Source organism: Pseudoalteromonas sp. KG3 (assembly GCF_030436385.1).
Classification (GTDB): Bacteria; Pseudomonadota; Gammaproteobacteria; order Enterobacterales; family Alteromonadaceae; genus Pseudoalteromonas; species Pseudoalteromonas prydzensis.
On record NZ_CP098523.1, the window covers coordinates 1716175 to 1743150 of the forward strand.

The window sequence follows — 26976 nt, forward strand, 5'->3', positions numbered from 1 at the left end:
ATTGTCGCATTAGTGGTATTGATGGCTACAAAAGTATAAAGTTCAAATACACATAATGAGTCAGCATTTATAAGCTAATATTAATGTAAGTAACTGGGTTTTTATTATATTGCCCTTATTTAAGGGTTAAATGACTCAAAATTAGGAGTGACAATGGAATTTAGCGTAAAAAGTGGTAGTCCTGAAAAGCAACGTAGCGCATGTATAGTAGTTGGCGTTTATGAGCCACGTCGTTTATCCCCCATTGGTGAACAACTCGATAAAATCAGCGATGGTTATATCTCTAATTTATTACGCCGTGGTGATCTTGAAGGTAAACCAGGGCAAGTATTGTTATTGCATCATGTACCAAACGTACTAAGTGAGCGCATACTACTGGTTGGTTGTGGTAAAGAGCGTGAGCTTGATGATAAACAGTACAAACAAATTATTTCAAAAACCATTAATACCCTTAACGAAACAGGGTCAATGGAAGCGGTATGCTTTTTAACCGAGCAACATGTAAAAAGCCGCGATACGTATTGGAAAGTCCGCCAAGCAGTCGAAACCACCCAAGATTGCTTATATACCTTTAATCAATTAAAAAGTAAAAAAAGCGACCCGCGTCGCCCGCTACGTAAAATTGTGTTTAACGTACCCACTCGCCGCGAATTGACGATTGGTGAAAGCGCCATTGAACATGGTTTAGCCATCGCTGCGGGTAGTAAGTTATGTAAAGACGTAGCGAACATGCCACCAAATATCTGTAACCCAGCGTATTTAGGTGAACAAGCACAAGAGCTTGCCAGCAATTTCGATAACATCACTGTTGATATTATTGGTGAAGATAAAATGGCCGAACTGGGTATGAATTCATACTTAGCGGTGGGCCGTGGTAGTGATAACGAATCGGTTATGTCGGTTATCAACTACCAAGGTGGCGCGAAAGATCAAGCCCCTATTGTACTGGTTGGTAAAGGCTTAACATTTGACTCAGGCGGTATTTCACTCAAACCTGGCGAAGCCATGGACGAAATGAAATACGATATGGGCGGTGCAGCAGGGGTTATTGGTGCAATGCGTGCCTTAGCACAAATGCAATTACCGATTAACGTGATTGGCGTGCTGGCTGGCTGTGAAAACATGCCAAGCTCAAATGCTTACCGCCCAGGTGATATTTTAACAACTATGTCGGGGCAAACGGTTGAAGTACTCAATACTGACGCCGAAGGCCGTTTAGTGTTATGTGATGCATTGACCTATGTTGAACGTTTTGAACCTGAAACCGTGATTGACGTAGCCACATTGACCGGCGCTTGTATTGTGGCACTGGGCGCTCATGCAACCGGTTTGTTATCAAACCATAACCCGCTTGCTCATGATTTATTAAAAGCATCAGAGCAAAGTGGCGACCGCGCATGGCAATTGCCACTTTGGGATGATTACCAAGATCAACTGGAAAGTCCATTTGCTGATTTTACCAACTTAGGCGGGCGCGCAGCAGGTACAATTACCGCCGCATGTTTCTTATCTAAGTTTACTAAAAAGTATAATTGGGCGCATTTAGATGTTGCAGGTACAGCGTGGCGCAGCGGTAAAAATAAAGGGGCGACGGGTCGTCCTGTGCCGATGCTTACACAATATTTACTAAACCGTGCTGGCGTAAGCGAAACCAGCCAAGATTAAACATCGCGTTTAGCAATCTCTTCAACTCATTATAAGGCGCCCTCTGGCGCCTTATTTATTCTTCATTTATCGGTGTATTAATTGAAGCAAAACGCGTTATATGGCAAAATCCCTGCTTTGATTTAAGTATTATTTTCAATACTGTGGGAAGCCCCGATACAATGAGCATGAACGCCCAATTTTTCGTTCTAAAGCAACAAGATGAATCAACTGCTCAGGCAGATGTTCTCTTTAGCTTAGCTGCAGATATCGCAGGGCAACAATATCGCCTTGGTCATCGCATCTTTATTTATGTTGATGATATTGAAATTGCCCATGCCGTTGATGAAACTATTTGGTCATTCGACCCCGACAGTTTTGTGCCTCACAACCTGCAAGGTGAAGGTCCAAAAGGCGGAGCGCCCGTAGAAATTGGCACTACCCCACCGGTTGGTAATCGTAAAGTTTTAATAAATTTGGCCACACAGCTCCCGGATTTTATTCGTCGCTTTAACCAAGTTTTTGATTTTGTGCCCGTTGAAGCCACAGCAAAACAAGCCGCCCGTGAGCGCTTTAAAAAGCTGCGCCAACTCGGTGCCAACATCACCACGCAAGATATTAATAGCTAACATACCTTTTGTATAAATAGCTAACTAACTCATTTAAGTACTTATTTAAGGTTCTGTGTAATGGATAAAACCTACAATCCGCAAGATATTGAACAGTCGCTATACCAAGACTGGGAACAAAAAGGCTACTTTAAACCATCAGGTAAAGGCGATGCCTATTCAATTATGATCCCGCCACCCAATGTCACCGGTAGCTTACACATGGGCCACGCGTTTCAAGACACCATTATGGATACCTTAACGCGTTTTAAACGTATGCAAGGTAATAATACCTTATGGCAAGTAGGTACTGACCACGCAGGTATCGCCACACAAATGCTGGTTGAACGTAAACTTGCTGCCGAAGAAGGCAAAACACGTCATGACTTAGGTCGTGAAGCCTTCATTGATAAGATTTGGCAGTGGAAAGAGCAATCTGGCGGGACTATCACTAAACAACTTCGTCGCCTTGGCGCATCGGTTGATTGGGATCGTGAACGCTTCACTATGGATGACGGCTTATCAGAAGCCGTTAAAGAAGTATTTGTACGCTTACACAAAGAAGATTTGATTTACCGTGGTAAGCGCCTAGTAAACTGGGATCCAAAACTACACACCGCGATTTCTGATCTAGAAGTTGAAAACAAAGATAAACAAGGCCACATGTGGAACTTACGTTACCCATTGGCTGATGGTGTTAAAACCCAAGACGGTAAAGACTACATTGTCGTGGCAACCACCCGTCCAGAGACTATGCTTGGCGATTCAGGGGTTGCTGTCAACCCAGATGATGAGCGTTATCAAGACTTGATCGGTAAAGACATTTTATTACCGATTGTTAATCGTCGGATTAAAATCGTTGCTGATGAACATGCCGATAAAGACAAAGGCACAGGTTGTGTAAAAATCACTCCTGCTCATGACTTTAACGATAACGAAGTCGGTAAGCGTCATCACATGCCAATGATCAACATCTTCGATAAAGACGCGGCCATTTTAAGTCAAGGCGAAACCTACACCTTTGACGGTAAAGAGCTTGAGTTTGATGCACCAATTCCAGAGCGCTTACACGGTCTTGACCGCTTTGATGCTCGTAAAGTCATTGTGGCTGAGTTTGAACAGCTTGGGTTACTTGAGAAGATTGAAGATCACGCTTTAACCGTACCTTACGGCGACCGCTCAGGTGTGGTTATTGAACCACTGCTTACCGACCAATGGTATGTACGTGTTGCACCACTGGCTGAGCCTGCAAAAGACGCAGTGAAAAATGGCGATATTCAATTTGTACCTAAGCAATACGAGAACATGTATTTCTCGTGGATGAACGACGTACAAGATTGGTGTATTTCGCGCCAGTTGTGGTGGGGCCATCGTATTCCTGCTTGGTATGACAGTGAAGGTAACGTTTTTGTTGGTCGTGATGAAGCAGAAGTTCGCAGCGAAAACAGCATCGCCGCTGATGTAGTGCTCACACAAGACGAAGACGTACTGGATACCTGGTTCTCATCTGCACTGTGGACCTTCTCTACGCAAGGTTGGCCTGAGAATACTGATGATTTAAAAACCTTCCACCCGTCTGACGTGTTGGTAACCGGTTTTGATATTATCTTTTTCTGGGTGGCGCGTATGATCATGATGACTATGCACTTCATCAAAGATGACAACGGCAAGCCACAAGTGCCATTTAAAACTGTTTACGTTACGGGTCTTATTCGCGATGAAAATGGCGATAAAATGTCAAAATCAAAAGGTAACGTACTTGATCCAATCGACATGATTGACGGTATCGACCTTGAGAGCTTAGTAACCAAACGCACTAGTAATCTGATGCAAGAGAAAGTTGCTAAAAAAATCGAAAAAGATACTCGTAAAACCTTCGATAACGGTATTGAAGCACACGGTACTGATGCGCTGCGCTTTACGTTAGCTGCTATGGCATCTACGGGTCGTGATATCAACTGGGATATGAATCGCCTTGAAGGTTACCGCAACTTCTGTAATAAGTTATGGAACGCCAGCCGTTACGTGCTTATGAATACTGAAGAGCAAGATTGTGGTTTTGCAAACGATGCAGCAAAAGAATACTCACTGGCTGATCGTTGGATCTTAGGCCAATTCGAGTCAACAGTTAAAACCTATACTGAGCACTTAGACAACTACCGTTTTGACTTAGCAGCCAATACGCTTTATGAATTCACTTGGAACCAATTTTGTGATTGGTACTTAGAGCTTACTAAGCCAGTATTATTCAAAGGCAATGAAGCACAACAACGTGGTACGCGTCATACGCTTATTACTGTGCTTGAGAGCCTGCTGCGCTTAATGCACCCAATGATGCCATACATCACAGAAACTATTTGGCAACGTGTTGCGCCATTGGCTGGCCTTGAAACTGCAAACACTAGCATCATGGTTCAAGCCTTCCCTGTTTACACTGCAGCAAACGTTAATGCTAAAGCAATGGACGATTTAGAGTGGGTTAAACAATTCATTCTCGCCATTCGTAATATCCGTGGTGAAATGGATATCAGCCCGAGCAAGCCATTATCTGTACTACTTGCTAACGCATCAGATGAAGATAAACGCCGCATTGCAGAAAACGAAAGCTTCTTAGCTTCACTTGCTAAGATTGAAGCGTTTACTTTACTTGAAAATAAAGATGTGGCACCAGCTTGTGCAACATCGTATGTTGGCAATCTTGAGATTATGATCCCAATGGCGGGCTTAATTGACGTTGAAGCCGAGCTTGCACGAATTAACAAGCAACTTGAAAAAGCAGAAAAAGGGCTAGCCCAAGTGCAAAATAAACTCGCTAACGAAAAGTTTGTTAACAACGCACCTGAAGCGGTACTTGCTAAAGAAAATGAGAAGCTGGCAGAGTTCTCGGATGCGAAAGCAAAACTGCTTGAGCAAAAAGCGAAGATTGAAAGTCTATAATATTTATACAAAGCATTTAAAAAGCCGCGTTACTTTATAGTAACGCGGCTTTTTTGTGTTCTAGGTTCTAGGTTCTAGGTTCTAGGTTCTAGGTTCTAGGTTCTAGGTTCTAGGTTCTAGGTTCTAGGTTCTAGGTTCTAGGTTCTAGGTTCTAGTCAAATATTAAAACGTGTAGTTATACTGTGCACCAAATAAGTACGCATGGCCTTTTGATTCAAAGCCCCATTGCTGACCTTGGTCATCAGATTCAGTAAAGTTTTGTGTTTTACCACGTAAAATACTCATACCAATATCTAAGTTAGCTTGATCACTCATCGTGTAGTTAACACCAAATGAATACCAAAAACGGTCTGTATCTGGGATCGAAATCGACATATGATTTTTATCAGCAGGAGATTCATCATATGCAAGGCCTGCACGTAATAATACGGCTTCATTAAACTGGTAGTCTCCACCAATTGAATAACGCATTGCATTTGAGAAGTTCTCATTTTTTGAAAAACCTGGCTCATCACGCCCATCAACATCTGCTTGTAAATTTTGGAAACTACTCCAGCCAGTCCACATCACACTGTAATGTAGGCCTGCTTTTTCATCTAACTGGTGCGAGCCTGAAAACTCAGCAATTGCCGGCAACGTAATCTCAACACGACCAGGAAGGCTTGCCCCACCAGAGCCAACACCTAAGCCAACTGGAAGCTGACTTGAAAACTCGCCTTCAAAAGTAATATCTGTTTCGCTACGATAGTTAAAACCAAAACGACTATTTTCATCAAGCTGGTACATACCACCCACATTCCAACCAAACCCGTAGTCGTCCCCCTCTAAATGCACGGCCTCTGTTTGTGATGGAATAGCAAATCCTGGAGGTAACAAACCAGCTTGCGATAGTTGATCGAACTGAGCTTGAGTTTGTTCTGACGTAGCGCCAAAGTTACGAATGATTTTCGCATCTGCGTATACATAGTTAAGGCCAAGACCTACACTAAATTGCTCATTGATTTTATATGAACCACTTACGTTCATATTTACTGTCACGATCTCAGTTTCACCAGCAAGCTGACCTGCTGGGTAATCCGCATCAAATTCTGTCGCTAAACCAAAGTTTGAAAACGCACCAAAGCCCACTGCAAATTTGTCATCGATAGGCATTACAAAATAACCAGCTGGAACAAACGCTGCTGGCGCAATGCTACTGTCGTTAAGTTGTCCTGGGTTTACTGAGGCATTACTTGCTTCAGTGCCACGAAGGCTCACATCTGGAACAACTGCAATACCAGCAACACTTAATTGCTGCTCTTTAAATACCGACATTAATGCAGGGTTACGTGCAACCACTGACGCATCATCGGCCACTGCCGCTTCACCTGCGTATGCACGGCCAAGGCCTGAAGCATTTTGCTCAGCTAATTGAAAAGCCGCTGCAAACGTATCTGCAGACATAACAGCAAGTGATGCTGCGATTAAAGTTTTTGTAAATTTCATTATGTTACCTTAACCAAACTAAGCGCTTGGGTTCCCATGTGTTGTATCTAATTATTAGGAGTAAGTTACTTCAAAACCTTAGCACATTACCTTATTTTTTAATAAAAAACTGTAACAATTCGTTAAAAAACCCCACTTAAACAAGTTTTTAACAGCAATATAACAACATTTTAAAGCACATCGGACAAGATACACCAAAAACCCAATTGCAATTAATTATCATTTGTGTTGACTTGATTCTAAAGGGTAATTAGACTGAGCAACAAGATTCAGTTAAGGGAGTGAAGCTGTGGAAATAGCATTAATTATTGCTGCATTAGCTTTTTGTGGCGTCAGTGTGTATTGCTTTTGCAAGGCTAATTTTTGCGCCTGCACCAGAGCTGGCGACTGCGATAACCCTGTAAATCATTATTGGTTAGGCGCTATTATTTGTGCTTCGGCGGCATTATTGTGTTGTTGCGCTGCATTACATACAGAAAATGGTACTTTATTGTGGATGATCTTAATGACCAGTTGCTTTAGCGGGGCATTACTTTCAGCGAAACACTCTGCAAAAAATCGCTGCACTAAATCAATAACCAAACAGCCTAAACCAGCAGATGCTCTTTTAACAAACGAGCCAAATTAAGCTGGTAATCTAACGGTTTTATACTGGCGACGATTTTTAAATCATGCTCAGCCGAGGTTAAATCAACGTCTTTAGCAGTAACGTGGTGTTTATGCTTGGCATTATAAAAAACTTTTACTTTCGGTTGAATCGGGTTTTGATGATTGCCCTCTGTCACTAACGCCAACCGTTCATTGGTTAGTTTCACAATGGTGCCCACAGGGTGCACACCTAAGCATTTGATGAAACGCTGTACCAACTCACTATCAAACATCTGTTTATTCGCCAATAAATAACGCAACGCATTAATTGGCTCATCACCTAATTGGTGAGGTCTGTCAGCAGTCATCGCGTCATACACATCAACAATAGCCATAATACGCGCAGGTCGACTGAGTTTTTCTCCCTGTAAACCACGCGGATAACCACTGCCATCTAAGCGTTCATGATGATTGACTATCATATCAAGCATCAATGGCGTAATACCCTTCTCACCTTTAACTAATCCTAAGCTTTGCGCAACATGCTTTTTAATTGCTTGCATCTCAAGCTTATTTACCTTTTCGGGCTTGGAAAAAATCCCTTGCGGCAACTTGGCTTGACCTAAATCGTGCAGCAAAGCGCCCATGGCAAGCTCATGCACAATATTTTCTTTATAACCTAAATACTTAGCAAACACAGTAACAAAAATGGCGCAGTTGGTCATATGTCGCCAATTGTACATATGTTTATCTTTAAGACGGGTCAAAATAGTCATTGCGTTATGGTTACGAAATACCGAAGACACGATATCTTTGGCAATATCATCAAGCAATGCGATATTCATTTTTAAACCTGAAGTAACATCACCATATAAGCTTTGTAAATTACGATTATGTTGATCATAGCTGACGGTCGCTTTAGCAAACTCTTGCTCAACTGAGACAATTTTTTTTATTTTTGCTTTTTTGGGCTTAATGTCAGCTTTAGTAACAAGCTCAGCATCAGGTTTAAGCTGGTATTTGGTAGGAACACTTACATCACTTTGGGTAAAATCTATCAGCAGCTCTTGCACCCCTTCGGACATTAAGCGTTTGATAATCGATTTATCGCGAACTAAGCCACGAGTTTTGATTTTTATACTATCAACACCCTCAAATTGCTTGCTAACACTATCAACAAACATGCCTGGTACGAGTTCAGAAATTGGCAGGGTAATAAGCATATAAAGTGATTAATTCATTTCAAACAATAATAGTTACTGATTATCAACGATCCACTACAAATGTCTATAACAAAAGTAACGAATACGAAATAAGCACTAGGAAATGGCAAGTTGGCGAGTAGATCTAGATCCTAGCGGCTAGGACCTAGTAGCTAACACATTACTCTTGGAAGTAAGTACCCCAACCGTCGTATTCTACGTCGGTATCTATAGCGAGTTGCGCAAGTTTATCAACGTCTTCCATGATTACGTCAACATCAAGCTCAGCTTCAACAACAATGTCAAAACCCCAAATCTTACTACCATCCTCAAGCTCAAGTTCTGCCGGCTCTTCAACGTCATAGCCAAGTTTAAATGCAGCTAATGCAGCTTGTTCAAGCTTTACGAAGTCTTCGCAAACAAAGTGGTGTTCAACTTCATAAAGGATCTCTGGATCAGAGCCATCTTCTAATAACGAAGTTACGATGTCTTCACTAATTTCACGCCAATTTTCCATTACTTTTCTCTCACTTGAGCATCTAATTCAGTTATTCTAGCAGCCATTATGCTATGAATACGCGTTGCGTGTTCACGCGCCCCGATTGTTTTATCAAGCGGCTGTGGTGCTAACATGTCGATGTAGATTATACCATTGTCCCAACGATTTAGTTTAATGGTTTTATGTGTGGTGCTCATACAAACTGGCACTACAGGTACACCTGCATTTAATGCCGTATGAAATGCCCCTGTTTTAAATGGCAGTAAGCCACGGCCATAACTACGCGTTCCTTCAGGAAACATCCAGACCGATAGGCCTTTTTGCCTTATTTTATCGGCTGATTTAGAAATTGTGCCCGCCGCTTTCGAACGATTACCACGGTCAATTAAAATATTGCCCGATAACCAATATAACTGACCAAAAAACGGGATCCACTTGAGGCTTTTTTTACCTAAACTAACGCAATTTTTAGGTACTACGGCCGGTAAAGTAAAAATATCATAGTTATTTTGGTGGTTTGCAACATACACCGCTGGGCCACATTCTAATGCGTCCGGGTGGCGTGTAATGACAAGTTTTACCCCGAGCATGTTAGCCATTGAGCCAAACCAACTGGCTACAATATGTACATTATTTATATGAAAAGGTTTTACTAAACAAAGGAGTAAACCAAATATACAGCTTAGTAAAATAAATAGTGCCATGATCAAAATACGAATAATAGCTAACAAAAAACACACTCCAAAAATAATAACGCCAGCATTATAGCGTTATTTTAGTTGCTAAACGAGCGTTTAGCGCACACTTGTAAGCTTAAATTAATTTCTTACTTAAAAACAAACGGCCTGCAAAAGCAGGCCGTTTAATTTTAGTGACAAGTTAAATGTTACTCTGTTTCTGTTGGCTCAATCTCATCATCAATGACGGTTAGCTCAACCACCGCTTCATCAACGCGTTGTAAACCACGAGGCAGTTTATTACCACGACGGCCTCGTTCACCATGATAGTGCTCTAAATCGCTTGGTTTAAGGGTGAGCTTACGCTTGCCCGCATGCAAGGTCACACTCGTCCCCTCTGGCACCACCGCCAGCACTTTTACAAACTCTTCACGTGCTTGTACTTTAGCGCTTGGGATCGAGATAATCTTATTGCCCTTACCTTTACCAAGTTTAGGTAGATCACGTAATGGGAATAACAACATGCGCCCTTCGTTCGAAATAGCCATACAGTAATCGTTAGCTACGTCATTCACCCTGATCGGTGCCAATAAATGGCCACCTTTTGGTACACTGACTAATGCTTTGCCGTTTTTATTTTTGCTGACTAAATCAACAAAATCAGTAATAAAGCCGTAACCCGCATCCGATGCCATCAGCAACACTTGCTTATCTTCGCCCATCACGACATGCTCAAAATTAGCACCTGCGGTGAGGTTAAAGCGCCCTGTCATTGGCTCACCTTGGCTTCGCGCCGACGGCAAACTATGCGCATCGGTGGCAAACGCACGCCCTGCTGAATCTAAGAACACCGCTGGTTGATTACTCTTACCACGGGCAGAGGCTTTATAGGCATCACCTGCTCGATAACTAAGCCCTTCAACATCTAAGTCATGGCCTTTACCAACCCGCGCCCAGCCTTTTTCTGATAGCACCACGGTTACAGATTCTGATGGGATCAAATCTTTTTCGCTTAATGCTTTTGCTTCAAGACGCTCTACAATCGGAGAACGACGATCATCGCCATATAACTCAGCGGCTTCTTGAATTTCTTTTTTCAATAACGTCGACATACGACGATCAGAGCCTAACGTTTGCTGTAATTTATCACGCTCTTTGGCAAGCTCATCTTGCTCACCACGAATTTTAAACTCTTCTAACTTAGCTAAGTGACGTAGTTTTAATTCAAGGATTGCTTCGGCTTGGATATCGGTGATCCCAAAGCGCTCCATCAGCACAGGCTTTGGCTTGTCTTCACTACGAATAATTTCAATAACTTCGTCGATATTTAAAAAGGCTGCGAGTAAACCTTCTAAAATATGTAAACGAGCCAACACTTTATCTAAACGATATTGCAATCGGCGGCGTACTGTTTCACGGCGGAACACCAGCCACTCAGTTAAAATAGTGCGTAAATTTTTTACCTGCGGACGGCCATCAAGGCCAAGCATATTTATATTAACACGATAATTTTTTTCCAAGTCTGTAGTGGCAAATAAGTGCGCCATTAACGGCTCCACTTTAATGCGATTAGAACGAGGAATGATCACGATGCGGGTTGGATTTTCGTGATCTGATTCATCACGTAGATCAGCAACCATAGGCAGCTTTTTCGCATTCATTTGCGCCGCAATTTGCTCTAAAACTTTACCACCTGAACACTGATGTGGCAGCGCAGTGATAACGATATCGCCATGCTCTTCAGTATAGATAGCACGCATTTTTATCGAACCACGGCCGGTTTCATAAATTTTACGAATATCAGCTTTTGAGGTAATGATTTCCGCTTCTGTTGGGTAATCAGGCGCTTGTACATGCTCAAGCAATTGATCTAAATCAGCTTTAGGGCTATCTAGTAATAAGCAACAGGCACTGGCGACTTCGCGTACGTTATGAGGTGGAATGTCCGTTGCCATACCAACAGCGATACCTGTAATACCATTGAGTAAAATATGTGGTAAGCGTGAAGGCAGTACTTGTGGCTCGTCCATGGTGCCATCAAAGTTTGGCGTCCAATCAACGGTGCCTTGGCCAAGTTCTTTTAACAGTACTTCTGAGAACTTAGATAAACGCGCTTCGGTATAACGCATGGCTGCAAATGACTTTGGATCATCCGCCGCACCCCAGTTCCCTTGCCCATCGACTAATGGGTAGCGATAGGAAAATGGTTGCGCCATTAATACCATGGCTTCGTAACAGGCGCTATCACCATGTGGGTGATATTTACCTAATACATCACCGACAGTACGGGCCGATTTTTTATATTTAGCTGCCGCAGATAAACCCAGTTCACTCATCGCGTAAATAATACGACGTTGTACGGGTTTTAGGCCATCACCAATATGCGGCAATGCTCTATCCATGATCACATACATGGAATAGTTTAAATAGGCGTCTTCGGTAAAACGTCCCATTGTTTGTTGTTCAATTCCTTGCATTAGCAAGGTATCTGTATCACTCATCAAAGCCTACCTAATTTTTTTTATAGCTTACACGGTAGATCACATTGGCATAATCATCGGAGATCAATAAGCTGCCATCGGCAAGTTCTGCAAAAGCAACCGGACGACCCAATGTTTCTTCGTTTTTCATAAAGCCCGTAATAAACGGCGTGTATTTTATCACACGTCCTTGCTCAATGGTGGCAACTGCCACTTTATATCCAGATTTTTTACTGCGGTTCCACGAACCGTGCTCAGCCACAAAAAGTTGCTGTTTATAATTAGCCGGAAATTGCTTACCGTTATAAAAATGAATGCCAAGAGGCGCCACATGTGCGCCTAATGCTAAAGCTGGTGCACTGTAATCAGCAATATTCTTACCTTTACCAAATTCAGGGTCTAAAATCGCACCTGCATGTACGTACGGGAAACCAAAATGCTCGCCTTCCACCGTTAAACGGTTTAACTCATCAGGAGGTAAATCATCGCCCATCATATCTCGGCCATTGTCGCTAAACCACATTACCTGCGTACTTGGGTGGAAATCAAAGCCCACAGAGTTACGCACGCCTTGAGCTAACGTGGTCATTTGTTTGGTATTTACATCCAATGAAAAAATACGACCGAAGCGTTCATCTTCGCCGCAGATATTACAGGGTACACCGACAGGAATAATCAACTCACCGGTTGGTGAAAAACGCAAAAACTTCCAACCGTGGTGACGCTCACTAGGCAACGCATCGTATACCACTTCATATTTTGGTGCTTTTAATTGCGTATCAATGTTTTTAAACCGAATAATACGGTGCACTTCACCGACATATAAATCCCCCTCTTTAATCGCTAAACCCGATGGCATGGTTAAGCCACTGGCAACAAGTATTTGTTTATCTGCAATGCCATCACTATTGTGATCAATTAACGCATATACATTACCTGCTTTACGCGAGCCAACATACACAATGCCTTTTTTAGATACAGCTAGTTGTCGTGCATTTTCTACGTCACTGGCGAATATGTTTATTGAAAAACCATCTGGAACACTCAGTTCTTGAATGATTTCTTTTGCTGCTAAGGGAGTACTTAGCAACCCTACCGCTAGTAGTGATATTAGTAATTTATTCATCGGTTTCTACCCTATTTCGGCCACGCTCTTTTGCTGCATAGAGCGCTTTATCTGCGTTTTTTAATAAATCTTTAAATGAGTGTAATTGCGCTCTTTTTTGCGCTACACCAAAACTTGCGGTGATTTTAATAACATTTTCACCATCGTTTATTGGTGTTTTTTCTATATCACTTTTAATGCGATAAGCAATTTCCGTCGCTTCTACAAGGGGTGTATTATTTAGCACCACTAAAAACTCTTCGCCACCAATACGGCCAAGAATGTCATGTTCTCGAATTGCTCGCTGCGCTGTCTCTGTGATGCTTTTTAATACCAGATCCCCAGCAGGGTGGCCAAACTCATCATTGATACTTTTAAAGTGATCTAAGTCAAAAATTATCAAACAAAAGTTGTGATTATCGCTTTTTAGCTCTAACCACTGTGACTCGGCAAAATCCATAATTTTACGTCTATTTGCCACGCCAGTTAAAAAATCTGTATTCGCCAGCACACTAAACTTGCGTTTTAATCGATACTGTCGCCACGAAAACAATAACAACAATAAAAACAACAACAGCACGCTGAACATAATGGTATTTTGTAATGCGTGCTGCTGTTTAATTTCTTGTAAGGAAAACTCGTTTAGCTCTTTATCTTTTTTAAGTAACTGCTTTTCTAATTTAACTTGTTTAATATCAAATTCTACTTTATGGCGTGAACGAGCTATCTCTCGAACCTTATTATAGTGCTGTTCATTTAACGCGATAAAATCTTGTTGATACTTATAAGCTAACCGGTAATCATTTTGCTGTACAGCCAGCTCTGTCTGTAAATTGGCCAGTTTTAATAGCGACGTAATACTATTTTCTATCGGTATTTGCTCAGACAGCAACTGCGCTTTTGCTAACGTTTTTGCAGCTTGATCCGTTAAATTTTGCGCAAGCTCAATTGCCGCTTGAATATATAAGTGATTTGCAATGTTCGCGACATCTTCAAGCTTATCGAAATACTGGCTACTAAGTGAAAGATAATGATTTGCTTGCGCTATATCTTGCTCTAACAAATACGCTTCAGCCAAGATTATATAACCGTAGTACACTAAGTTTTCATTTGCTACTTGGCCGGCCATTGCGAGCATTTTTTGGCTGCTAGCAATGGCTTCTTGGCCACGTTTCATTTTTAAATATATTTTAGCTGAGTGGAAGTACGACACTAAGCTATCAAACATTAAGTCATTTTTTAAAAAATAGGCCAATGCCTTTAGTTGCAATTCCAGCGCTTTGTCGTAATCAAATAAATACTCATACGATTTAGCCATGGTTGATTCAATATAGGCTAAATCGAGTAAGTCACCGCTGCGTTTAATAATCTCATAGCTTTTATAAAAATAGTCTAATGCTTTAATATCATCATGATTATAAACATAAAAGCTTGCTAACGCGCCGTAAACTTTACTTTTTAGCTTTTCATTTTCTAGTTGTTCGACTTGCTGCTCAGCAGTATTTAAAATCGCTAACGATTTATCAGCCTGACCCGAATAGCTATAAATAGTGGATTTAATTAAATAGTAACGGATCAGTGATTCATTATTTAATACGGTCAGCTCATTGGCGAGCAGCCTCTCCAGCGCGATAGCTTTACTCAATTCCCCCAGTAATAAGTAATTATCGGCCAAATGAAGTTGCAATTCGCTGCGCTGTATGGCCGATAAGTGAGTACTGTGTTGTTTTATTAAATGCTCTAAAAATTCAGCGGCGTCGCCTGGGTCTTGAATACTTTTTTTATGAGCAAGCTCTAACTGTGTAGTTAACCATTTTGCATCCAGTACCGGCTGCTGTGCTGCGTTTAAAGTAGCGCAATATAAATACAAGCAGGCAAAAAAGCTGAGCAATGAAACACGCGAGTGTAAATAATTAAAACACCTTCCTTGTTGTATTTGCATATTTACACCCTGGTTTTATTACACTTGAGCACGATTTCCATGATCTTCTAACCATTGACGACGATCTGATGAACGCTTTTTCGCAAGCAACATATCCATCATTTCCATGGTTTCAACTTCATCTTCCAATGTTAGCTGTACTAAGCGACGAGTATTTGGGTCCATAGTCGTTTCACGCAATTGCAATGGGTTCATTTCACCCAAGCCTTTAAAGCGCTGTACATTCACTTTGCCACGTTTTTTCTCTGCTTCGATGCGCGCTAAAATGCCCAATTTTTCATCTTCATCCAGCGCATAATAAACGTCTTTACCAATGTCGATTCTAAATAATGGAGGCATAGCAACATACACATGCCCGCTTTTCACTAAAGTTGGAAAATGACGCACAAACAAGGCGCATAGTAAGGTTGCAATATGTAGCCCATCGGAGTCAGCATCCGCTAAGATACAAATTTTATTATAGCGTAAAGAAGAAATATCATCTGAATCAGGATCAATTCCCAGTGCCACTGAAATATCGTGCACTTCTTGTGATGCTAAAATTTGCCCTGATTCAACTTCCCAGGTATTCAAAATTTTACCACGTAGCGGCATTATGGCCTGAAACTCACGATCGCGAGCTTGTTTGGCTGAGCCACCCGCTGAGTCACCTTCCACTAAAAACAGTTCGGTGCGGTCATTATCAGCAGCACTACAATCGGTTAGTTTTCCAGGCAAGGCTGGACCTGCTGTAACTCGCTTACGCACCACTTTTTTAGCCGCACGTAAACGCTTTTGGGCATTTGATATACATAATTCAGAGAGTAACTCAGCAGTGTCGGTATGTTCGTTCAGCCATAAGCTAAATGAATCTTTCACAACCCCAGATACAAATGCTGAACACGAACGCGACGAGAGTTTTTCTTTGGTTTGACCGGCAAATTGTGGATCTTGCATTTTCACCGATAAAACATAGCTACAGCGTTCCCAAATATCATCTGGGGTGAGCTTAACGCCACGCGGCAATAAGTTACGAAACTCACAAAACTCACGCATTGCTTCAAGTAACCCTTGGCGCAGACCATTAACATGGGTACCACCTTGCGCTGTCGGTATTAAGTTCACATAACTTTCAGCGATAGATTCGCCGCCCTCTGGTAACCATACAACAGCCCAGTCAGCGCCTTCGGTTGAACTTGAAAATTCACCAGTAAAAGGGTCTTGTGGTAAAACTTCGTAGCCTTTAACGGCTTCGTTTAAGTAATCTTTTAAACCCGTTTCGTAATACCATTCTTGGGTTTCTTTGGTTTGCTTGTTGGTAAACTTAATACGTAAACCTGGGCATAATACAGCCTTGGCTTTAAGCAAATGATGCAGTTTCAGTAATGAAAAGTTAGCTGAATCAAAATAGCTGGCATCCGGCCAAAAACGTACGGTAGTACCGGTATTTCGCTTACCGACTGTGCCAATAACGTTTAAGTCTTCAACTTTATCGCCATTTTCAAATGCCATCATGTATTGCTGTGCATCACGGCGCACAACAACTTCAACCCGGGTGGATAATGCATTTACAACAGAGATACCAACTCCGTGCAAACCACCAGAAAACTGGTAATTTTTATTAGAGAATTTACCACCGGCATGCAGTTTAGTGAAAATTAGCTCAACCCCTGGAATACCTTCTTCAGGGTGAATATCGATGGGCATACCACGACCATCATCACTGACTTCAAGTGAGTTATCTTCATGTAAAATAACATCAATTTTTGTGGCATGACCAGCCATGGCTTCATCGACACTGTTATCAATAACCTCTTGTCCTAAATGATTAGGGCGAGTGGTGTCGGTGTACATGCCTGGACGGCGTTTAACAGGTTCTAACCCATTTAATACTTCAATGGCTTCGGCGTTATAATTTTGCTGACTCATAGTTTTTATCTTTTATGCGCTTAGCTATGTTTTACGTGATTTTAAGAAAATCTACAATACTAGCAATGGCGTCGTCAAAGCCAACAAAGCTATGATCACCACCAAATTCAATCCGTTGCTTGCATTGTGAATAATATTTAACGGCCTGCTGATAATCCAATACTTCATCGCCTGTTTGCTGTAGTAAATACAGTAATGATGGGCGCTTTAAGTAGGGTATCGACAGTGACTTTAACGCGTTAATATGACTATTATTGAGCTCGTAATGGCTATCCTGATAGGGATTATAGTTCGCCCCTAACAATGAACTCAATAACAAATAAGGCTTAACAGCAGGATTGATCAGCGCTGCTGGTAACTGATATTTTTGCGATAAATAAGTGGCGTAAAAACCACCTAAAGAACTGCCAAGTAATACCGTATTTGGCGTTAATAATTGTTCAATTTGAATTATCGCATGCAGCGGTTCATGACTTAATCGCGGCACACAATAATCAACGTCATAGTGTGCCATATACTCACCAAAGCGCACAGCTTTAAATGATTTTTCACTGCTATTAAAGCCATGAATATAAATTACTCGTTGAGCCATATTAGCTCCGAATCAACAGCCACTTCATCGCTTGACTTAGTTATCGTTAATAACCGATAGCCTGCGCCTAAATTTTGCTGCTGCCATTGCGCCGTGTTTTTAGTAAATTGCACTGAACTTGCAGGCGTTGCCACCACATCAATATTTCTGAATTGAAATTGGTAGTCATTATGAACATGACCGTGAAACAGATGCCTAACCTGCCCACTATTTTGTAATATGTTAAGCAATTGCGGGCCATTTTCAAGCATGTGTTTATCTAAATAGCCATTGATTGGCAATGGATTATGATGGCAAAAAACCACACTCGGTAGCGATGTGCTTACTAATAATGTAGTGATTTCATTTAAATGCGCTTCACTGACCCACCCTGCAGGCGTGGGTCCTTTGGAATTAATAAGTAACACTTCAAAGTCATTGGCAATTAACCGTTTAGCATTACTTATTTGCCCGCTTGAAATGTGTTGCAAGGCAGCTAGTTCATCGTGATTACCTGGCACCCAAAATACCTGACAGGTGAGCGCTGAATCAGCTATCAACTGAGCAAATAGTCGATATGATGCCATACTGTGATCTTGAGTTAGATCACCACCAAAGATCACGGCATCTAATGACTGCTCTGCCATGTGCGCCAACACACAAGAAAAGTGCTCTGCCGTATTAACCCCAAAATACTCCCCTTGTGGGTCGGCAAATAAATGGCAATCGGTTATATGCGCTAAACGTAGTTGACCGCTATTGAAAATAGCATATTGATCAAACCAAGCCATTATTCACATCCCAATTAAGGACCGCTCGGCCACTGTCAACACACGCCACTAACCAATCGTACAAGAATGCATTGAGTTGATATTTTTCGTCTTTTTGATGCATTTGCGGATTCGGGTAGCCATACGATGGTTTAATTCTTTGATGGTAGTCATGGTGAATTATTTCAGCCACTTTTGCATCATGATACAAACGCACGGTTAAAAATAACGGATTAAAACCTTTTAACATCCCCGTTAATTGCGTGATAGAAATATCCATAGTGTACTTTGCACAACCATCCACTTTAATTGCAAACTGATTATTGCCTAATTGCACTTGTCGAGTGCTACCTTGTTTGCGCTCATTAGGCAGCAACTTTAACGCGCGTAAGTAGTTATGCTCACATAACGTCAAGTATTTTGGAAGACTTTGAATATATCTTTGTTTCACTGCAAGTGCTGTCACGTTACCGCCATAAAATTAGAAGTTAAGGGTAGTCTATTTATTCATTATACGTTCGCGATTAAGCGCTAACCACTGTAATGAAATAACCGTAGCAGCATTATCTATTTCACCGCTTGCTAAACGTGCCATCGCCTCATTAAAACTGATGATATGTGTTTTTATATCTTCGCCTTCGGTTTCAAGCCCATAAACACCACTTTGCAGCTGGCTTAAATCCGTAACAGCAAGGTAAAGGTGCAGCCGTTCGGTAGTACCGCCAGGACTTGAAAGATACGATAACATAAATTCCAGCTCTTGCAGCTCTAGTCCAGCTTCCTCTAGTGCCTCGCGTTTGACGACGGCTTCATAATCAGTACAGCCATCCGTCATACCGGCTATACACTCTAACAACCATGGCGACTGTTTGCTCTTTATCGCACCGATGCGAATTTGTTCTATCAGTAACAAGTTATCTGAGTGAGGATCATACGGTAAAACTGCCACAGCGTCACCGCGCTCTAGTATCTCACGGCTTATCGTTGCGGATTGCCCACCGGCAAATAATGCATGCTCAAACTGATATAAATTTATTTTAAAGAAGCCGCTGTAAAGATTTTTTACTGGTGCAATGGTTACATCATTTTTGGTAAATTTAGCTATGACTTTGTCGGTCATTCATCTTCCTCATTTAGTTTTTTAACTCAAAAAGTTTGTGCTTTATTATATTCTGTTACACTTGTTTACGCTGTTTTACGCAATTTTTTTTTGTTATTAAGTAAAACAGGTTACCATGCTTTTAGAACGAAAATTGTCTAAGGACTGAACGAATAATGAAAAAGAACATCCTTGCTGCGCTGATCGGCTTATCTTGCGCATTAACTGCTACAGCATCAAATGCTGAAGACTTATTACAAGTTTATGAAATTGCAACAGCTAACGATCCGACTGTGTTAAAAGCAAAAGCGCAAGCCGACGCACAAGCTTATAACAGCGACCGCGCGATGAGTACATTATTACCACAAATCAATTTCTCTATGGGTTATGACAAAACCGACAGCTCATCATATACAGGTACTGATGCTGCGGGTTACGTTCATACTGACACAGATTCGGATTCATTTAATCGTGGACTGACACTAACTCAAACTCTTTTTGATTTAGGCGCATGGAATTCATTAGGCATCGCAGACAAACAAGCATTGCAAGCCACTGCTCAGTACGACTTTGCAAAACAAGATCTTATTGTTCGTGTTGCTGAAGGCTACTTCAATGTATTAAGCGCGATTGATAATTTAGAATTTGTACAATCTGAAAAACGTGCAATCGAGCGTCAACTTGAACAAACAAAGCAACGTTACGCTGTAGGCTTAACTGCAATTACCGACGTACATGAAGCACAGGCGCAGTACGATAACTCTGTAGCCCGTGAAATCGTGGCTAAAAATGGCGTTGAAACAGCCCGTGAACAGCTTCGCGAAATCACCGGTAAATACCACGCTAAGCTTGATATGTTAAATACTGAGACCTTCTCTACAGTAAAACCTTCTAAGCAATCTACTGATTACATTAAGCTTGCAGAAGAAAACAACTTAAATCTGCAAGTATCTAAAGTCACTGTTGATATCGCTAAAGATCAAATCGATTTAGCGCAAGCAGGTCATTATCCTAAGCTGACTTTAGACGCCAGTTATGGTGATACATTATCTGATACAAATAGAAACACAGCACGTCCACGTGGCGATACTACCAAGATTGGTATTAACTTTAGTGTGCCTATTTATTCTGGTGGTGCAACCACAGCAGCGACCGATCAAGCACGTGCGTTTTATGTAGCTGCAAGTGAAGACCTAGAAGCAAGCTTACGCGCTGTAACACGCAATACGATCACCTCTTATAATCAAGTGGTATCTGATATCGCTACTTTTAAAGCCCTTGAGCAAGCTGTGGTTTCTGCTGAAAGTGCATTAAAAGCCACTGAAGCAGGTTTTGAAGTGGGTACTCGTACTATTGTTGACGTCTTGATCAGCACACAAAACCTCTTTAATGCAAAACGTAACCTTGCAGATGTTCGCTATCGTTACGTCGTATCAACGCTTCGCTTAAAGCAAGCGGCGGGTACTTTAACTAGTGATGATTTACAAGCCATCAATCAAGGTTTAAAAGCAATCCAATAAAGATAAGCTTAACATTACTCATTTAAAAGCCAGCAACTTGCTGGCTTTTTTGTATTTTTTTATTCATCCAGTTAAACTAAGTTCTTTTCAAATATGAGATATTTCTGTGGTCAACTCTTCTGCATTTAAATGGTCTTTTCTAGGTCCGCGTTATTGGCTTACTTGGCTTGGTGTATTTATCTTATATACAGTGTCTTGGTTGCCGTCTAAGTTGCAATTATGGCTAGGTAAGCAGCTTGGTCGCTTAGTGCACCGCACTATGAAAAAACGTCGTCGCATTGCTGAGGTTAATATAAAACTATGCTTTCCTGATATGCCAGTTGAAAGGCAACGTGCACTAGTTAAACAGAATATGGAAAACACAGGTATTGCGACCCTTGAAACAGGTATGGCATGGTGGTGGCCAAATTGGCGAATAAAGCGCGTGTATGGTTCAGTGAAAGGGCTGGAACATTTTGCGCGGATCCAACAATCTGGGAAAGGCGTGCTATTGCTAGTTCCTCATATTCTACACCTAGAAATAGCCAGCCGTGTTATGGGCCTTAATCATCAAGGCATTGGCTTCTACCGCCCGCATAATAACCCGCTAATGGAGTTTTTTATGACCCGCGGTCGGTTGCGCTCGAATGAATATTTAATTGGCAAACGCGATGTAAAAGGCCTATTGAAGGCACTTAAAGCTAAAAAAGTCTGTTACTACTTGCCTGATCAAGACTATGGTCGAAAACGCTGTGAATTTGCGCCATTTTTTGCAGTCCCAGATGCGGCAACAACCACTGGCACCTTATTATTTTCAGCCAGCAAAAATTGCGAAACGGTCAGCTTAACCAGCCGTCGTGATGAACAAGGAAAATACCATTTAGAAGTACTGCCTGCACTGGAGAATTTCCCCAGCGGTGATAATAAAGCTGATGTCACCCGAGTTAACCAACGAATAGAGCAAGCAGTTAACGTTGCTCCCGAACAATACATGTGGCTGCACAGACGCTTTAAAACACGTCCAGATATCGATGCCCCCTCTTATTACAAGTGACAACGCCGCTGTAATATGCTTTTATTAACAAATATAAACACAAGAGTATGAGTCATGTGGTTTTGGGTTAAGCATTTATCACTAGCTGTCATTTTAATTGCTGCAGCACTTTATTTTTTATTAGGCCATGGCCCTGTCATGGATATGAAAGATACAAAAAATGCCGCAGCGCAAGGCTTATCACGCTTTTATTCTTCATTACGTAACCAAGTTAATAAAGATAATGAACGCGATAAATACGTACTGAAGCTCCCTGCTCCTGATTTAAATATTGATGCAGCATTAACCGAGCGCGCTAAAGTGGTTGAACCTTCGTCACCAAATTGGACTGGGAAATTTATCCCGAGACGTTTTGAAAACGGCTCCACTTTAAAAAAAGTGTTATCTGACTATGCACGCAATGAAGACATCGTATTGTATTGGTATTTAAGTAAAGATTATGTGGTAAAAGATCACTTTAGAGTGGATAGTGATTTCAACTCCACCCTTTACCAAGTCGGTCGCGCCATCAATGATGACTTTGAAAACGAGGTTTATACCTTCTTTTGCTTTAAGCAACGGGCAGCGGTGATCACTGAGCTGCCCTCTGAATATGTGCGCGAGAATTGCAAGCGACTAAGAAGTTAAGCAGTTAATTCAAAGACCTGCTGCCATGCATTGCTGACAAACCCGATATGTGTGGCAAACTCTTGTTTTGCAACACAACGTCCCTGCTGATCTAAGCTTAATACGTGGTAGCGAGAGCGATAGTCAATATAGGCTGCGATCAAGCCTTGCTTGGTTTCTTTACTAATACAACCAAGTCGAGCTGCATCGGTTAAAATTCTGACATTATCTGAATACGTTGTCAGCTCATCAAAGCGGTGCGCATTATTGAGCACTAAGTATTGCGTTAAAAACTCAATATCGGCAATGCCACCAGCATCTTGTTTTAAATCAAACTCAGTGTCATTGCCCTTCGCTAAGTGGGTGCGCATTTTTTCACGCATGGTGATCACATCTTCTTTGAGTTTTTGTGGATCACGCTGCTGGCACAAAATACCTAAGCGAATTTGCGCAAATCGCCGTTGCAATTCAGCTTGTCCAAAAATCATTCGTGAGCGAACCAGAGCCTGATGTTCCCACGTCCACGCTTGAGTTTGCTGGTAATGATTAAAGCTTTCTAAATTGATTGCCATTAACCCTGAAGCGCCTTCTGGGCGTAACCGAGTATCCAGTTCATATAAAATACCCGACGCAGTACGTATATTAAATAAATGCATTAACCGCTGCGCCAGTTTTAGATAAAACTGACGTGAATCAATCGCTTTGCTGCCATTAGTTTGCTCTGAACCATCACTGTTATGCACAAAAACTAAATCGAGATCAGAATCATACCCCACCTCAAAGCCACCGGTTTTACCATATGCGATTACTGCAAAGCCCTTATGCTCATCATCAGTATTCGGTGGAGTCCCAAAGCGCTGCGCCATTTGTTGCCACGCAAGGTTAACAGCTTGTTCTACAATTGCTTCGGCCAATGCGGTTAGATGATCGCTTACTTTCATCACATCTAACACACCCGTCGCATCAGCGGCAGCAATCCTTAGCTGATGGGTTTGTTTAAACTGACGCAATGCTTCCATTTGCTGTTCTAAGTCTGCGCTATCAATACGTAAAAAATACTGTCGTATTTCGTCTTTATACGCACTTAATGGTGTAGGCTTATACAGCACCGCAGGATCGATTAGCTCATCAAGTAAGATCGGGTAGCGGGAGATATGTTCGCCAATCCATTTACTATGACAGCACAATGAAACAAGCTGCTTTAATGCGCCAGGGTTTTCATACAATAATTCTAAATACGCCGTGCGTGAAATAACCTTGCTTAGTACTTGGCAAAGCATACTAAATACCTCGCCCGTTGCGTTGCTATCTGCAAGTTGCTTCAACATTAACGGCATCAATTTATCGAGGATATCGCGGCCACGGTGGCCAATTTTAGTTTTTGTTAATCGCGACCTAAAGTCTTCGAGCGGTATTTGCCAAGCATCATTTGGCTGCTCTAAGGCACTAATATCAGTATGCTCCCAGGCACTGATATACGCACTTTCACACGGATCGACAGGCTCACTTTCAAAACCAATAACTTGTTCAAACTCGCTATGTATGCCAGCCATTATGGTATTAATTGTGGTTAAAGTAGCGTTAAAGTCAGCTTGTGATAGTAAATAGTTTAATCGCTGTTGGTTGAGTTCATCATCTGGCAATGTTTGCGTTTGTTGATCGGCAAAAATCTGGAGATACTGCTCTACTCGTCTTAAAAATAAATAATTATGGCGGAGTAACTGCGCTTCATCTTCAGCAATAACTTGAATGTTCTCCAGCTCCGCCAGTGCTTTTAGCAACGACTGCGTTTGCAGATTGGCTTCTCGCCCGCCTCTTACCATTTGTAGTGCTTGCACCACAAATTCGACTTCACGGATCCCCCCAGCCCCTAATTTTATATTGTTAGTCAGGCGTTTACGGCGCACTTCTTGGGCAATCATTTGCTTCATTTTACGCAGCGATTCAATCACTGAAAAATCAATATAACGACGATACACAAACGGCTTTAAGAGCTGATAAAACTCATCACTATACTGAGTTTGCGGGCCAATTAACCGCCCTTTGAGCATGGCGTAACGCTCCCATTCCCGGCCTTGATCTTGATAATAATCTTCTATTGCGGTGAAGCTCATTACCAAAGGGCCGCTTTCGCCAAATGGCCGCAGTCGCATATCCACTCTAAATACTTGGCCATCAACAGTGACTTGATTAAGTGCGGCAATCAGCTTTTGCGCCACTTTAGTGTAAAACACTTGCGCTTCTAAAGAGCGACGTCCGCCTTGGGTTTTCACACTACGTGGATAAGAAAAAATTAAATCAATATCTGACGAATAGTTTAATTCTTGGCCGCCTAATTTACCCATACCTAGGATCATCATCGCAAGCGGTTGTTGCAGCTCATCCAATGGTTGACCATTAACGATTGCAACCTGAGCGAACGCCCAATTATTGGCACTATTAATTAACTGATCAGCAAGTGCTGAAATATAGCCAATGCTATCTGCTATGTCATTGCTATAACACAAATCTAAACACGCTACTTTTAACCAATAGCGCTCACGATAACGGCGTAAAATTTTATGACACTGCGCTTCATCCACCTCTGCCAAATTTAACCCTTGGAATGGATTTGGGCTATCACGCAAACTCATTTGTGTATCACAAAGTAACATCTCAATTAACTGCGGTTGAGATTGCAAACAACGCCATGCAAAGTCACTCAAGCCGATTAAATTAATAATTAACTCACTGGGTGATTGCTCTGGGTAGAGCTGCACAAAGCGCTCGCGGCCAAGGGTGTTTAGTACTGCTGGAAGTTGTTCGCCTAGTGTCATCAAATACTCTCTTTTATATCCGTCGTAACCGTACTAGAATGATTAACATAATAATAACCACTCTAGGTTCTCAATGTCATATTTATCTTTATCTAACACTAGTTTACTCGCGATTGCTATCTGTTTTACGGTTATTTGCCTAGCTGTTATTTGTTTGCGGGTAGTAAGTCAGATCAAGGCTAAACAGGCTTTAAAAGAAGAGTTAGCCCAGCACGATAACTTTGCAATGGGGATTAGTTTTGCGTCAGAGATCAGCGTGGTGATCGCCACTATGGCGTTCTTATTTGACGAAATCAATATTAGCGCAGCCCAATCAAATCCGCTTAAGATGGTTGTATTGATAGTGCTTTTATTCACTTTTATCAAAGTAGGGCATCTAATACACCGAAAATGGATTTTGCATCGTTTTAACGAAGAGGCCGCCATCTTAAAGAAAAATGTCTGTGCGGCTTTAGTTGACTCCGGTATGTTGATCGCTAACTGTATTATTACATTAGGGCTTTATAGCTGGTCCCATACTCAAGGGTTTAGCAATTTACTCATCGCGTTTGTTAGCTTCTTTTTGCTGCAAGGAATTTTTGCTCTAGAGAGCAAGCTACGCGAATATCGCTTTGCTCGCGCGAATCAAGGGGCTTCATTACAGAATAACTTTAATTTAGAAAACACCTCTATCGGCATCCGTTATGCGGGGAAGTCTATCGGCCTTGCATTAGCTATCTATGCAGGCCTTGCCAGTGCCACTTTTCATAGTGGCAAAATGGTAGAGAATTTATTCACATTAGCTTTACATTGCGGCACTATGTGGTTATTACTGTATCTATTAACGACTATAATCAAGTTCATTTCACTGCCAAACATTGATACTGCGCTTGAAATTGATCATCAAGATAATATTGGCGTAGCCTGCATTGAATTTGCTGTTTTCAGTGCAATAGGCTATTTACTAATAAGCATGTTTTCAATTTAAGCTTGGAAATGTTCGAATACGTGGGGCCTTATGCCGTTTGAAGTAAATAACTATCTACTGATCGACAATGACAGTGAATTCAGTCGGCAATTTACTGAGCACTACTTTGCTCGGCCACACGGAACCCGCCCCAGTACCCTAGTCGTAGCAGGTACGAATACCCGTCAGTTGGTGAAGTTAATGTTTGATGAGTTAATCAAAGATTATTGCTACTGCGACTTTAGCAATGAAATTAGCGTGTCAGAACTGGCAAGCTACTTACATGAACACCATGATATTGCTGGCGTGCTGTTTAATCAAACGGACTATTTGTTAGCTGATGATAAACAACGCTTTATATTCAACTCGTTACATTCTGTACGATTTTTAATTAAAGAAGCAGAAGATGGTTATCTGTTTGAGCCTGTCGCCGATATAGCACAAAACAACCACCTGTCATGCCAAACTGAAATAGCTGAAACCCCACAAGATTTAGCTGCATTGTGTGAAAAGCTTAATAACTAATCTTACAACTCACAC

At 41.6% G+C, this 26976-nt stretch carries 22 protein-coding genes; 9 read left to right on the forward strand and 13 right to left on the reverse strand.

Annotated elements, in window-relative coordinates; all coding sequences use genetic code 11:
• The first annotated feature begins 153 nt into the window (after positions 1-153).
• The 3 genes from pepA to NDQ71_RS08175 all read left to right on the forward strand — a co-directional run bounded on the left by pepA (position 154) and on the right by NDQ71_RS08175 (position 5189).
• A complete protein-coding gene (gene pepA / locus NDQ71_RS08165) occupies positions 154-1665 on the forward strand; it encodes a leucyl aminopeptidase (protein ID WP_301562550.1) in 1512 nt (503 codons plus the stop codon).
• A gap of 161 nt (positions 1666-1826) precedes the next feature.
• Positions 1827-2273 carry a DNA polymerase III subunit chi gene (locus NDQ71_RS08170; protein WP_192542918.1) on the forward strand — a complete coding sequence of 149 codons (447 nt, stop codon included), beginning with the start codon at positions 1827-1829 and terminating at the stop codon, positions 2271-2273.
• Between the two features lie 60 nt (positions 2274-2333).
• The gene (locus NDQ71_RS08175; RefSeq protein ID WP_301562551.1) at positions 2334-5189 is read left to right on the forward strand and encodes a valine--tRNA ligase; all 2856 of its coding nucleotides are present in this window, start codon (positions 2334-2336) and stop codon (positions 5187-5189) included.
• A 162-nt stretch (positions 5190-5351) separates the two neighbouring features.
• Here NDQ71_RS08175 and NDQ71_RS08180 read toward each other — a convergent pair whose 3' ends face one another.
• Entirely contained in the window at positions 5352-6674 is a 1323-nt protein-coding gene (locus NDQ71_RS08180) for an outer membrane protein transport protein (RefSeq protein ID WP_301562552.1), read from the reverse strand.
• Positions 6675-6963: 289 nt separating this feature from the next.
• Between NDQ71_RS08180 and NDQ71_RS08185 the strand changes: the two genes are divergently transcribed.
• Positions 6964-7302: a hypothetical protein gene (locus NDQ71_RS08185; RefSeq protein WP_301562553.1), complete on the forward strand. Its 339-nt coding sequence runs from the start codon at positions 6964-6966 to the stop codon at positions 7300-7302.
• On the opposite strand, the gene NDQ71_RS08190 is transcribed toward NDQ71_RS08185, so the two are convergent.
• From NDQ71_RS08190 to NDQ71_RS08240, 11 genes are all read right to left on the reverse strand, one after another.
• Positions 7262-8485, reverse strand: a complete 1224-nt coding sequence (locus NDQ71_RS08190) for an HD-GYP domain-containing protein (RefSeq protein WP_192541727.1) — start codon at positions 8483-8485, stop codon at positions 7262-7264. The genes NDQ71_RS08185 and NDQ71_RS08190 overlap by 41 nt on opposite strands.
• A gap of 160 nt (positions 8486-8645) precedes the next feature.
• On the reverse strand, positions 8646-8981 hold the full coding sequence (gene rraB, locus NDQ71_RS08195; RefSeq protein ID WP_064667208.1) for a ribonuclease E inhibitor RraB: 336 nt from the start codon (positions 8979-8981) through the stop codon (positions 8646-8648).
• A complete protein-coding gene (locus NDQ71_RS08200; RefSeq protein ID WP_192541726.1) occupies positions 8981-9694 on the reverse strand; it encodes a 1-acylglycerol-3-phosphate O-acyltransferase in 714 nt (237 codons plus the stop codon). The genes rraB and NDQ71_RS08200 overlap by 1 nt, the downstream gene beginning before the upstream one ends.
• Before the next feature lie 155 nt (positions 9695-9849).
• Positions 9850-12141 (reverse strand): DNA topoisomerase IV subunit A, encoded by a 2292-nt coding sequence (gene parC, locus NDQ71_RS08205; RefSeq protein WP_301562554.1) that lies wholly within the window; start codon positions 12139-12141, stop codon positions 9850-9852.
• A 10-nt stretch (positions 12142-12151) separates the two neighbouring features.
• On the reverse strand, positions 12152-13246 hold the full coding sequence (locus tag NDQ71_RS08210) for a sorbosone dehydrogenase family protein (protein ID WP_192541724.1): 1095 nt from the start codon (positions 13244-13246) through the stop codon (positions 12152-12154).
• A complete protein-coding gene (locus NDQ71_RS08215; RefSeq protein ID WP_192541723.1) occupies positions 13239-15167 on the reverse strand; it encodes a diguanylate cyclase in 1929 nt (642 codons plus the stop codon). Before NDQ71_RS08215 ends, NDQ71_RS08210 begins: the two co-directional genes overlap by 8 nt.
• An 18-nt stretch (positions 15168-15185) precedes the next feature.
• Positions 15186-17075 (reverse strand): DNA topoisomerase IV subunit B, encoded by a 1890-nt coding sequence (gene parE / locus NDQ71_RS08220; protein WP_192541722.1) that lies wholly within the window; start codon positions 17073-17075, stop codon positions 15186-15188.
• A 31-nt stretch (positions 17076-17106) separates the two neighbouring features.
• Complete coding sequence (locus NDQ71_RS08225) at positions 17107-17667, reverse strand: YqiA/YcfP family alpha/beta fold hydrolase (RefSeq protein ID WP_064667202.1); 561 nt, start codon at positions 17665-17667, stop codon at positions 17107-17109.
• The gene (locus tag NDQ71_RS08230) at positions 17652-18437 is read right to left on the reverse strand and encodes a metallophosphoesterase (protein WP_064667201.1); all 786 of its coding nucleotides are present in this window, start codon (positions 18435-18437) and stop codon (positions 17652-17654) included. Before NDQ71_RS08230 ends, NDQ71_RS08225 begins: the two co-directional genes overlap by 16 nt.
• Positions 18424-18882 carry a DUF1249 domain-containing protein gene (locus NDQ71_RS08235; RefSeq protein WP_064667200.1) on the reverse strand — a complete coding sequence of 153 codons (459 nt, stop codon included), beginning with the start codon at positions 18880-18882 and terminating at the stop codon, positions 18424-18426. Before NDQ71_RS08235 ends, NDQ71_RS08230 begins: the two co-directional genes overlap by 14 nt.
• A 33-nt stretch (positions 18883-18915) precedes the next feature.
• Positions 18916-19536 (reverse strand): NUDIX domain-containing protein, encoded by a 621-nt coding sequence (locus tag NDQ71_RS08240; protein ID WP_064667199.1) that lies wholly within the window; start codon positions 19534-19536, stop codon positions 18916-18918.
• A 155-nt stretch (positions 19537-19691) separates the two neighbouring features.
• Here NDQ71_RS08240 and tolC point away from each other — a divergent pair, with 155 nt between their 5' ends.
• The 3 genes from tolC to NDQ71_RS08255 all read left to right on the forward strand — a co-directional run bounded on the left by tolC (position 19692) and on the right by NDQ71_RS08255 (position 22695).
• Complete coding sequence (tolC, locus tag NDQ71_RS08245; RefSeq protein ID WP_064667198.1) at positions 19692-21035, forward strand: outer membrane channel protein TolC; 1344 nt, start codon at positions 19692-19694, stop codon at positions 21033-21035.
• 106 nt (positions 21036-21141) lie between these two features.
• On the forward strand, positions 21142-22068 hold the full coding sequence (gene lpxL, locus NDQ71_RS08250) for an LpxL/LpxP family Kdo(2)-lipid IV(A) lauroyl/palmitoleoyl acyltransferase (protein WP_192541720.1): 927 nt from the start codon (positions 21142-21144) through the stop codon (positions 22066-22068).
• A 54-nt stretch (positions 22069-22122) separates the two neighbouring features.
• Complete coding sequence (locus NDQ71_RS08255) at positions 22123-22695, forward strand: TcpQ domain-containing protein (protein WP_064667196.1); 573 nt, start codon at positions 22123-22125, stop codon at positions 22693-22695.
• Here the strand turns inward: NDQ71_RS08255 and glnE are convergent.
• Positions 22692-25490, reverse strand: coding sequence for a bifunctional [glutamate--ammonia ligase]-adenylyl-L-tyrosine phosphorylase/[glutamate--ammonia-ligase] adenylyltransferase (gene glnE / locus NDQ71_RS08260; RefSeq protein ID WP_301562555.1), 2799 nt, complete (start codon positions 25488-25490; stop codon positions 22692-22694). The two genes, NDQ71_RS08255 and glnE, sit on opposite strands and share 4 nt — an antisense overlap.
• Positions 25491-25563: 73 nt before the next feature.
• On the opposite strand from glnE, the gene NDQ71_RS08265 reads away from it, so the two are divergent.
• Both NDQ71_RS08265 and NDQ71_RS08270 read left to right on the forward strand, forming a co-directional pair.
• Positions 25564-26457, forward strand: coding sequence for a hypothetical protein (locus NDQ71_RS08265; protein ID WP_301562556.1), 894 nt, complete (start codon positions 25564-25566; stop codon positions 26455-26457).
• A 30-nt stretch (positions 26458-26487) separates the two neighbouring features.
• A complete protein-coding gene (locus tag NDQ71_RS08270) occupies positions 26488-26961 on the forward strand; it encodes a hypothetical protein (protein WP_301562557.1) in 474 nt (157 codons plus the stop codon).
• Positions 26962-26976 lie beyond the last annotated feature (15 nt).